The sequence below is a fragment of the Micromonospora sp. CP22 genome (assembly GCF_009712475.1).
Lineage (GTDB): Bacteria > Actinomycetota > Actinomycetes > Mycobacteriales > Micromonosporaceae > Micromonospora.
This window is the reverse complement of sequence record NZ_VCJO01000037.1, coordinates 1-10,812: the sequence shown is the minus strand read 5'-3', so window position 1 is coordinate 10,812 and position 10,812 is coordinate 1. Positions and strand designations below refer to the sequence as shown.

Genomic DNA, 10,812 nt, shown 5'->3' with positions numbered 1-10,812 from the left:
CTGCGCATTCGTCACCCTCGCCGCCGCCCTGACCTGCCACAAGCGCTACCTCAAACTCACCACCTGAGACACGCTCTAAGGCGGTGGCGGTCGGTGCGTCCTGAGCTGGCGGGGATGGGGGCGGCGCCGCAGAGGTGGGCCAGGGCGGCTTCGGAGCGGAGTCTGTCGGGGCTGTCGCCAGGTGACACACCCCAGGTCTGGGTCGAGTCAGGTCGAGGTCAGAGTTACTGGTAGCGCTGCATAGTCGCGCACTCTTCCCTGCGTGACCAGTTCGAACCATCGTTCCTTCTGCTCCCGCGTCCCGACCTGCCGGACCGCCTCTGCCATCTCGTCGAACATCACGTGGTAGACGGCGTCCACTTCACCGGTCGTCATGGCGATTGCAGCGATACGCGACGGCAATGGCTCGGCCGTTACCACCACGAAGTGCGGCGCTCGCCCTCGCCGATGCCGGAGCAGAAGAGCGCCCTCCGGACGGACGTTCTGAACTCGATCGCTACGCATGCTCCACTTTACGGAGACGACAGCGTGAAGCAGAGGCTGCGCGGCCGCGACCTCTACGCCGATCGCTATGTCCGGCTTGATCGCATACTCTCTTCCAAACTCGGTCCGCAGGACGACGTTGGCCTTGATCTGCTCCTCCAAGACGCCCAGATGAGCGTACTGAGCGAAGTCCGAGATGACTCGGCCAGGTCGAGCCAGCCATTTCCGGTTCGGGTCCAGGCGGGAGATCTCCCCGAACAGATGATCGAGCAGCAGGGCTTCAAAGGACGCGCCCATGGTCTGACCAGGCCTTAGGATGCGCCCCACACGATGACTGGCGTAGATATAGTCGGCTATATCACAATTGTCGGCGTCTGCGCAGTTCGGCGCGTAGGGCCTGCCGAGGCGCTGCACAGTCCTCTGCTCGAGTGTCCGCCACCCCAGCAACTCATCGACGAAGTTGAGAGCTGTCACCGTGCCAGGGTACTGACCGCTTCGAGCGTCGCTTCATCCGTCGGAACCACGGGGTCAGTTTTCAGGCGGAGCCGACAGGACCGCTCCCGACGGTGCCGCGCCGTTACCGGCAGCGGTCAGACCTGGAGAAGAATCTGGCGAGTCCGACAGCCCGGTAACGGGTAGCGACTCGTCGGCGGTGATGGGCGCGACGGCCGAGGACAGCGCACGGGAGCCTTTCCCGGCCGAAGCGTCAGAGTCGATCGGGCCTGCGCTCCGTTCACCTTGATCGGGGCGGACGGCCCCTTGCACACACGCATACGGAGAAGCGTGGCCGCGACGATGGTTTCGGGTGCTCTATCGGTGAGATCGGGGTCCCACTTGACCCGGCGGGCACCGGGAGCGTGAATCCTCCTGGCGCTCGAGAGGCGCCACCGGGTCGATCGGCCCTCGCCTATCCTCGGCGTGAGATGGAGGAGCAGTTGGGATCATGTTCTCGGAGCGCTACGTATCGCGGTCACCGCCGCCGCCACCCGGGCGGCAGCAACGGCGGTCGCCTCGTGCTCCCAGATTCGGACCACGGTCCAACCGTCGGCTTTCAGTCGCTCGTTGGTGTCGGCGTCGCGGCGGCGATTCGTGGCGACCTTCTGGGCCCAGAACTCCGCGTTGGTCCTGGCGACGGTGTGGTGTTCAGGGCAGCCGTGCCAGAAGCAGCCGTCGAGGAACACGGCCAGCTTGAGCTTCGGAAACACCAGGTCGGCCGTGCGCCGTACCGTTTTGATGGGGCGGCGGTTCACGTAGTAGCGCAGGCCCAGGGCATGGACCGCGCGGCGCAGGGCCAGTTCGGGCTTGGTGTCGCGGCCGGTGTTGGCCTGCATCGATTTACGGACACCGATAGTCGACGCCCAGGATTCTTCGGACATGCGTTCTACCTCACCGGCGGGGCGGCCTTGTCGCGCCGGGGGGGCGAACTATGATGTCGCAGGTGAGCGACCGCCCGAGCATGATCGACCTCTTCGCGGGATGCGGCGGCATGACCGTCGGGTTCCATAATGAAGGCTTTCGTCCGATTCTTGCGGTCGAGTGGGATCGTGCTGCGGCCTCGACCTATGCTGCCAACTTCGGCAAAGAGCACACGCAGTGTAGGGACATCGAGACTTTCGAGGACGACGAGATCCCGCCTGCGGACGTCATCATCGGCGGACCTCCATGCCAGGGCTTCTCCAACCTCGGAAGCAAGTCCGTAGACGATCCACGCAACAAGCTGTGGAAGGAGTATCTGCGCTTCGTCACGATCGCGCGTCCGCAGGTGTTCGTGATCGAGAACGTGGAACGGTTCTCCCGTACGAACGAGTTCCAGCTGCTACTCGATGAGGCCGAGCACGGCATCCTCAAAGACTACGACCTCACCCACGGGGTTCTCCTGGCGGCCGACTACGGCGTACCACAACGCCGGCCGCGGACCATCGTCATCGGTTCACGCGTCGGCGAGATCCCTCTGCCGGAACCGACGCACGCCAAGGTGCCGACCGCCGACCGGAAGCCGTGGAGGACTGTTCGGGACGCGATCGGCTGGGTGGACTGGTACCCGACCACCACCGAGCTGCCAGAGAAGCACGCCACATACTTCGAGCGGAGCATCCGCGGCGAGTTCCGCGGTACTGAGATCCACTTCGGTCGTCAGCCGACGCCGATGTCATTGGAGCGTTACGACCACGTCCCGCCCGGCGGTGGGCGATTCAATCTCCCGGACCACCTGCTGTCGAGGTGCTGGCGAGAGAAGAAGACGGGCACGACCGATGTCATGGGTCGAATGCGCTGGGATGCGCCTTCGCTGACCATCCGAACCGAGTTCTTCAAACCGGAGAAGGGCCAGTACCTTCATCCGCAGTGGGAGCCGGACCGCCCGGACCGGCGGGTCAACCGCGTCATCACCCACTACGAGGCGTCGCTCCTGCAGGACTTCCCGAAGGACTACCAGTGGTGCGGGTCCAAGACCGAGATCGCCAAGCAGATAGGTAACGCTGTGCCCTCCGGGCTGGCCGCGGCCATCGCCAAGCACCTCAAGGGCCGCCTGAGCTGAGTCCGCTCCGACATCGACGTGACGCACGTCGGTGTTTGACCGCCTGTCGTCTGCTCTGACACTCTGCCGGGGTGTCGATCTTTCAGGGTGAGTTGTTCGGAGACGACGCGGCCGACGTCACAGTCCCCGTGACGCTACGCGCCCATCGGACCCGGGTCCTGCCGGAACGCCCGTCGCCGGAGGACAGGCCACCTCCCCAGAGAGGCCCTGTCCGCAGTGGCACCGACGCACAGCCGCCCAGGGAGGACGAGGATCCGGAGATCTGGGCCGTCCGGTCCGAGATCCTCGCCCTCGATCCTTCCGGCGCGCGTATGGGCTATGCGATCCGGGAGGCGTTCGACCAGATCTACGACGGTCAGCGCACCGGGCGTTGGGACTACACCCAGCTCCACAAGACGGAGAAGACACACGTCGGTACGCTCGTCGAGATCTGGCTTCAGCGGGAGTTCGGATTCCACGACGGTGACGAGCTCGACTATCGGATCGCCGATGTCGAGGTCGACTGCAAGTGGTCTCGAAACCTGTACCAGTGGGAGATCCCACAGGAGATGTACAGTCGCGGGGACAAGATCGCCCTCGTGATGTGGGCCAACGAGTACACCGCCCGGTGGGCCTCCGGGCTCATCCGCATCAACGAGGCGGTACTGCGGCCTCGAGGCCAGCAGCGCGACGGAAAGCGGCGGCTCAACGATCGCGGACGTGATCGCATCCTATGGATTTTCCCCGGAGCCGACCTGGTCAAGAACACTCTGCTGCACATCAAGGACCCGAGGAAACTCGATCTCATCGCGTACGCCCTGAAGGGGCAGACAGCGGTCACGCACCTCTTCAGGGAGTTGACCGGCGAACTGGTCAACAGGGCCACTGTGCTCACCGCCGCCCAGCAGGTCGACAGCGCGAAGCGGGTACGCGATGCCCGTAAGCAGCTCCAGCCGGAAGGCATTGTGATCTTCGGCCACTACGCCCCTCACCCGCAGATGGCGGCGGATCTCGAACTCCCCGTACCCACGTTGGGCCGGTTCGTCAGCGTTCGGCTTCATCCGTGGAGTCCCGGTGACCCTGAGCCGTTCACCGAGATCGAGGGCGCGCGCTGGCGTCGAGCACGGGACGCTGATCCCGTGGTGCAGGCGCCGACCCTGCCTAAACAAGGACAAGAGTGACGCAGCGCTCCTACGTCGGATCCTGTTCGGCTGCCGCCCGACAGCTGACACGTGAAGACATTGCCCGGAAGCACAAGCGAGAACCTGGGCGTGGCCGAAGCTGGCCCGCGTCTAATGTTTCGCCCGTTTGCCGGCCGGTCCTACAAGATCCGTGACGGTTGGCCGGCTGTTCTCTAGGTGGCAGTTCCCCTTGGTCGCACTCGTGCCCAAGCGGCCACCGACGATGTCGATGGCCGCTGTCGGTGCATCGGTGTTCGTTCAGCAGATCGCGTGGTGCGTTGTGGTCGTTCAGGCGCTCTTGTCGACCACGGGCTTTCCCCAGTCCGCGGTCCGTTTCGGTTTCCATCTGATCACCGACCGGCCGTGGGCGGTGGCGGTGGCGGGCGCGACCATGGACAGCAGGATGGAGACGTCGGCCGGGCCAGGCTCGTCCGGTAGATCAGCGGCGGTGCATCGCGCATCGTCCGGCAGGCTTGCCAGGTCCGCGGCGACGTAGAGCAAGACTGATCCGCGTCGTCCCGTGGCGGTGCGTAGTCCGTCCGCCTCGGTGTCATCGAGTGCGGTGCCGGAACCGGCGATGCGTTCCAACGCGTTGCGGTGCTTGGAGTCGCTACCGACGAAGTCGATTCGGGGAGGGGTGCGTCGCTTACGCGTGACGACTTGGGCCGGGCCGATGCCGGGCAGCTGGAGGGGTTTCGTGGCCCTGCTCAATTTTGGCCAGACGATCAGGACATCGTCGAGGCGTCCGTCCTCGATGAGCGTTTCGTAGAAGGTCAGGGTGGGGCCGAACAGCTTTTCGTCGGGATGCCACTGCAGCTTGCCTAGGATGTCCACGAAGGATGCGGCGTCGATCGTACCGATTCGGGCCTCGAACGTCCCTGCCGGCAGCTCCGGCCGGGTCGGCGCCGAACGGAACGTTCTCGTCTCGGCCGTGGCCGCGAGAAGCGGCATCAGCAGGTTGTAGTTGGCCTCCTTCGCTCGTGTGTCACCCCTGCGCGGCAGGCCGTAGAAGTCTCTGAGGCGACCGGCATCGCCGCGGCTGTCGATCTCAGCGTTGAACATCTTGCTGCGGCCGGTCGGACGTAGGTAGGGAAGATGCTGACTGACGAGGGCCGGTACTTGCCACGGCTCCAGGACAGGTCTGCCGTCGTCGGTCCATCCCTCGTACTGGCGGAGCCAGTCGCGGACGGTCTCCTCGTCGTGGAGCAGTCCCTCGAAGGCCTCGTATAGGTCGACGTCACGAGGACTTCCGGTCTGGTCCCGTCGGATGAACAGGCGAACCAGGTCCTCGTAGCCCTGACGGAAACCGAACCATCGACCGGCCTGCATGAGAGTGTCGGCCTGGAGCGCCTTGCGGGTGTAGAAGGAGACGGTCAGTCCCTCGACGGTGAATCCGCGACTGAGCTTCGTGCCCCCGACCAGGATCCGCCACACATCGTTGCGATCGAAGTCGAGTGCCTGCTGATTGGCCTGGACCTCTTGATCGCTGTTGACCACGAGGACCGGGTCACCGACCTCCTTGATTCGTCGGCAGGCCTCGCCGATCGGTTCGCGGAGATCCTCGAAGTCTGCCGGTACGGGCAGGCCGCTGGCTCTCGCAGCGCAGACGGGTGCGAAGTCGGAGTTCCACAGTTCGCGCAGCCGGGCAAGGGCTTGTGGTGTGCCGTATTGTCCTGCAGTCCAGGACCTTCGGACGAGATCGGCCTGCTCACGGTGTTTGAGGGTGTTCGTGGCCTCGTGGACCAGCATGGTGTGGTGTCGGTAGGCCGGCTCGCCTGCGTTCTCGCGGTAGACCTTGATCGCTCCGGCCAGAACGAAGGAGTCGAGAGCGGAGAGCATCTCGAGTTCGCGCTGCTGCATCTGTGCCGGGTCGTCCGGGTCCGGTGGCGGCCCGACGGGCCGGATGAAGGCTCGTTCGTTGGACAGGGCCGGGTCGTTCTTGTCGTCCTCGCTGTTCCAGTTCACGTCGTGGAAGTCCCGCACACCCATGTAGTGCGGCGGCCGGTCGAGGGGGATGATGAAGTTCTTGGGATAGATGTCGTTGGCGTCGTCCGGGTCTACGAAGAAGTTGGCGAAGGGCGTCGCTGTGTACATCACCAGCTGGCCTCGGGGAAGCAGCCCTAGGAGGTCGGTGATCGCCCGGTTGATAGCTGTGCGGTCCTTGGTCTTGGCCGGGTTCTTGGTGTTGACCGAGGCCAGGTCGGATTCGTCGTCGATGATGAGGGCCGGAATCTCGGCGAGTTTGCCCTTGAGAGGTGCGAGGTCCTTGGCCAGCTTCTGCAGGCTGCTCTTGATCTTCTTGACGACAACGAGGCGCACATTGGCCGGCATCAGGTTGTCGGGGTCGTAGAACGGCTTGGACGGATAGCGCTGCTCGAACTTCATGCTGGTCAGGCCCTGCTTGAGCCGGTCGTAGTCCTCGTGAAGCAGGGTCAGACGCTCGATGCCGGGGTGACCGAGTGCCTGGAAGTCCTTGCCGTGGCTGATGAACTTGCCAGCCAACCAGTCGTCGTCGTACTCGTAGTCGAACTCGTCGGCTGCGCCCTCCACCCGGGTCCGTGTGAGGTTCTCGACGCCGACGAGTTCCCGGTCGAGTCGTCGTTGGGTCTGCGAGCGCAGCAGCTCGATGGTTCCGGTCATGACGATGACGAGTCGGTAGCCTGCGTCGATGGCCTTGGCGATGACGCCGGTGAAGTTGGCGGTCTTGCCGCTCTGAACGTAGCCGACGACGAGGCCCTTGGTCTGGTAGGTGTCCTCTGCGGTGGGATCGGCCAGCCGACGGACCACGTCGGTGGTCGCCTTGTTGAGGGCGGCGATCGATTCAGCATGCCATTTGCGCTGCTCGATCAGGTACCGCTCGTAGTGCGCCCAGTAGAAGTTGCGTGCCGTACGGCGGGCCTCGTCGTACCAGGGGTCCCAGTCGGTGCTGATCACCGTCGTGCGCATGGTGGCGACAGGTGCGATCGTGTCCAGGCGGGCAGCGACTTCGGGCGATAGACCCAGGAGTTCGTAGGCGCGCTGTCGCCGTTCGGCTGTGCGGGGAAGGGTTCCCGCCGCGTCCCAACCGCGGTTCTCGTCATCGTCGAAGTCCCATTGCGCCAGCGCGTACGCCAGTTGCAGGACGGTGCTGTTGCTCTGCTGGTTGTGTGCTTCGAGGAAGGCCTGAAGGTCGGCCATGGTCACGGCGTCGTCGTCGCGGTCGACGTTGACCCTCTTGAGCAGTTTGGCTGGCCCTCGTGCGACGAGGCCCGCGATCGCCTCCTTGAGGTCCAATTCCCAGTCGCTCGGTGTGATGGCCACTTCAATCGTTCCCTTCGACGAAGCGATCCGCCGGAGCCGGCGGCGTGCCGGGCTGCAGCGAGGTGAGGTCGATCGTGTAGTCGACGTCGATGATCAGTTCCGGTCTCGCGCATCCGGAGTCGACGACGCTGCGGTCGAGGACGGGGAATCCGTCGTCGATGGGATATGCGGTGGCGGGCGCTCGTAGGGTCAACGGATTGCGGTAGAGGGACCGGTCGCGTTCGCGCCAGCCGAGCTCGGCCAGCATGGTCTCGAATCGGTCGCCGTCCGCGCCTAGACGATCACGGACGTCGTCGACGAGTTCGGCCAGGCTCCGTCCCGCCTCCGGAGTCGACGAGGTCAGTTGGATCGAGAGAAGCCAGAGCGTCGTATTGGGGACGGGTTGCAGTTGCTCCAGGCCGGAGATCCGATGACGGCGCCGTTCGCTCCGCGTGCTCTTGACCTCGAAGCAGGCTCCGGGGAACACGAAGTCGTGTTCGTGCCGGGTGTAGCCGTGCCACGCGTCGAGAACTTGCGCGGGCGACATCTTGTCCAGGCACGACTCGACGAACAGCAGCTCTCCGTACAGTCCGGTCTGCTTCTCCGGTGGCAGGCCGCGGGCGTTGCTGAGGAGGTCTTGGAACGTCGCCGTGGCCGTCCGGACCGCCTTGCCGAAGCTCAGACCGCGCAGCTGCATGAGGTCGGCCACGTCGCTGATGAGCAGGTAGGCTTCCACGCCCTGGCCACCGTGGTCGACGACAAGTTCCGACCAGGTCGCACCTTCCGCGGCCACTGTCCGGGTGGTGACGTACTCGAAACCGGTCACGTCCACGGTGTCATCGACCTGCCGGGGTGTGCGGAGCACGATCCGCCGTGGGCCGGGCTCGATGATGACGCGGCAGTAGGGAGCGCCTGGCAGCATTAGAGCGGCCGGCGCATTTCCGGCGAGGTACTTCTCCAGAGCATCGCGAGAGAGGTGGCGGCCACCCGCGTCATCCGTCACGCCTTGCCTCCGTTGCGATACGTTTCCTCGACCTGCACTGCGGCGCTCAGCACGGCGTCCCACATGTCGATGAAGTCTTTGTCCCTCGGCCCCCAGTGCTGTCCTTTGAACAGCCCTTCCACCAGCAGGAACACCAGTGTCTTCAGCAGTGGTGCGTCGCTCAGGCCGGTCTTGCCGCCCGTCAGCATCTGCCGATAGTGCTGATTGAGGTACACGGTGCGCTCCTCGCGGTCGAGTTCGAAGAACTTCTCCCGCGGCATACGCCGCCACCGGATCTCGAGAGGGCCCTCGTCCTCGCGGATCGGTATCTCGGCTCGGATGGTTCGACGGATCGCGTCGTGCAGACCCTTCGAGGGTTCGGCGATCGGGTGGCGGACCCGCTGGCGGCGGCGCGATTCGACGAGGACCGCCTCGGCCCGTTCCAGGTAGCCCTTGAACGACTCCGCAGGCTCCCCCGATCCGGTGGTGGCATCGACGATCGCCTGCTGCAACTTGTGAGAGAAGATGATGCCGCTCTTCTCCGGATGCATCCGTACGAGCCCGGCAATCGCCGTGAAGTCGTCGATGACCGCGCGAGCCAGCGCCCTGTTGCGATGACCCGTGGTCACATGGTTCCAGCCACCGACCTGCAGAAGGCGGTCGTTGCGATAGATGTAAAAGCCCTGGAATTCGGCGCCGTCACGACCGTAGAGCCGGTAGGAGGGCCCGCTCGACCGAGGCGGGATGATATGACAGCGCACTCGTACGGCGTCGTCTCCGGTCGTGGCGACGAGATCACGTGGATAGTCCGCGACGGCAGACGCGGCGAATCCGAGAGGATCGATCGGGCTGACCCTCTCCGGTGCGCCGCGCTCGTTCAGATCGCGGTCGAAGACCTCGAGGTCCACTCGGATGCGGTGGTCGGCGAGCAGACGGTGGTAGACGAGGCCGAGATGCATGCGCAGCCGGGTCTTCGATTCGTCGAGCCAGTCGGCGCCACCCGACACGGTTGTGCGTGGGAAGTGTGTATCGGACCAGCGCACGACGGTGCCCGTCTCGGTGCCGAGCCGAGCAAGATGGTCCACCAGGTTGGTCCGGAAGCTGTCGGGCGCAAGGACGTCACAGCCGTAGTCCTGCTGGACGTCGCCTCGAAACAGCCGCCGACCGTGCAGGTGCGCGCCGTCACGGGTGGTCCAAACCGTCAACGTGTCGGCGTGGCTGAACGAGGCCGCCTTCAAGCCGACCCCGAAATGACCTTGATCATGACTCTCGTAGACCCGCTGGCGTCCCAGCCGCATCGCCTCGTCGATCTGCTCGCCGTCCATGCCGTGACCGTCATCCGCGACGGTGAGTCCGACCGGTGATCCGCCGGTCGTCTCGAATGTAATGACCACTCGGGTCGCTTTCGCGTCGACACTGTTATCGACGAGGTCGGCGACGGCGGACTCGAGTGAATGGTGCATGCCGAGGCTCTTGACGAGTCCGGGATCCGGAGCGAGGGTCTTGCGTTCGAGCACGTCCGGGCGGAGATCTGGAGTCACCGATGCATCTTAAACAACCATCCTGATGCGAACGGCCCGGCGCAGGGCTAGAACATCTTCCGCTTTTCGGTGTCCGACCGGTCGACGTCGACTACGCAAGTCACAGAACACGTCCGACCCCATACATCGCGTAACAGTAGTCGCCTTCCGGGTGGCCGCTTCACCCCTCCTGGCCCGATTCCTCCGGAACTCGGCGCTTTGCATCTCTACCGACGGGTCGGCGTTGGCCAGCACCTCATTAGTCAGACATCGTCTCTAGAAGACCGGGCCGTTCAGTACTGCGCAGACCGCCCCCGCAGTGCAGACACGGCCCGCATGATCGACAACGAACGCGAGGCGATGACAGACGCGGTTCCGGCCAACGCGGAACGCCGCCGCGCCATGAAAGCCAAGGCACACGATGCGGCGGCTGCTCGCGAGGGCGAGCCGGGCGCGTGCAGCTCGCGAGCCGTGGCATATGCGCAAATTGCGGGCAGCCTCAGCCGGCCCTCGCCGATGCGTAAAAGGCGATCAGCTAAGGAACCTACGTCGACATCTGTCAGGTTGTGGTCAGGAGCTATGGACGGGGAGCCTAACTCCCGATCCTGTTTCCATGGATCCTGCCGACGCATGCGCAAGCCACGGCTGGAGCATCATCACCTCCGCCTCTACCAACTCTCAATTCGCCGGGGTCCTCGCCGGCTTCGTCTTCACCGGCATCGTGGTGCTATTTTCCCTGAGAGGCAGCCGTTACACCCAAGCATTGGCGGTACTAAGTGCGTGTTTGAGATGAGGTTGGTCAGGTCCGGTTGAAGGTGCGGCGGGCTTGTCGGTGTGCCGGTTGACCACGGG

At 64.7% G+C, this 10,812-nt stretch carries 7 protein-coding genes and 1 pseudogene; 2 read left to right on the top strand and 6 right to left on the bottom strand.

The features are described from left to right. Positions 1-77: 77 nt before the first annotated feature. The 3 genes and pseudogenes from FF096_RS25915 to FF096_RS25905 form a co-directional block, all read right to left on the bottom strand. Positions 78-188: pseudogene (locus FF096_RS25915) on the bottom strand (transposase); the annotation flags it as partial. A gap of 19 nt (positions 189-207) precedes the next feature. Further along, positions 208-957 carry an NgoMIV family type II restriction endonuclease gene (locus tag FF096_RS25910; protein WP_155222174.1) on the bottom strand — a complete coding sequence of 250 codons (750 nt, stop codon included), beginning with the start codon at positions 955-957 and terminating at the stop codon, positions 208-210. A 467-nt stretch (positions 958-1,424) separates the two neighbouring features. Then, positions 1,425-1,859 (bottom strand): very short patch repair endonuclease, encoded by a 435-nt coding sequence (locus FF096_RS25905; RefSeq protein WP_196222659.1) that lies wholly within the window; start codon positions 1,857-1,859, stop codon positions 1,425-1,427. A 53-nt stretch (positions 1,860-1,912) separates the two neighbouring features. Here FF096_RS25905 and FF096_RS25900 point away from each other — a divergent pair, with 53 nt between their 5' ends. Both FF096_RS25900 and FF096_RS25895 read left to right on the top strand, forming a co-directional pair. Then, complete coding sequence (locus tag FF096_RS25900; protein ID WP_155222175.1) at positions 1,913-3,019, top strand: DNA cytosine methyltransferase; 1,107 nt, start codon at positions 1,913-1,915, stop codon at positions 3,017-3,019. Between the two features lie 71 nt (positions 3,020-3,090). Then, positions 3,091-4,179, top strand: a complete 1,089-nt coding sequence (locus FF096_RS25895) for a NaeI family type II restriction endonuclease (protein ID WP_155222173.1) — start codon at positions 3,091-3,093, stop codon at positions 4,177-4,179. Between the two features lie 288 nt (positions 4,180-4,467). On the opposite strand, the gene FF096_RS27410 is transcribed toward FF096_RS25895, so the two are convergent. Genes FF096_RS27410 through FF096_RS25880 form a run of 3 tightly spaced genes read right to left on the bottom strand, consistent with a single transcriptional unit; the run spans position 4,468 to position 9,981 of the window. Further along, positions 4,468-7,479, bottom strand: a complete 3,012-nt coding sequence (locus FF096_RS27410) for a Z1 domain-containing protein (RefSeq protein ID WP_155222172.1) — start codon at positions 7,477-7,479, stop codon at positions 4,468-4,470. Between the two features lies 1 nt (position 7,480). Further along, positions 7,481-8,461: a PD-(D/E)XK motif protein gene (locus FF096_RS25885; RefSeq protein WP_155222171.1), complete on the bottom strand. Its 981-nt coding sequence runs from the start codon at positions 8,459-8,461 to the stop codon at positions 7,481-7,483. Then, on the bottom strand, positions 8,458-9,981 hold the full coding sequence (locus FF096_RS25880) for an ATP-binding protein (protein WP_155222170.1): 1,524 nt from the start codon (positions 9,979-9,981) through the stop codon (positions 8,458-8,460). The genes FF096_RS25885 and FF096_RS25880 overlap by 4 nt, the downstream gene beginning before the upstream one ends. Positions 9,982-10,812: the final 831 nt, after the last annotated feature.

Bases quoted from the DNA above. Each gene is read 5' to 3' on its own strand.
- FF096_RS25905 (WP_196222659.1), bottom strand. From the start codon at position 1,859: ATGTCCGAAGAATCCTGGGCGTCGACTATCGGTGTCCGTAAATCGATG.
- FF096_RS25900 (WP_155222175.1), top strand. From the start codon at position 1,913: ATGTCGCAGGTGAGCGACCGCCCGAGCATGATCGACCTCTTCGCGGGA.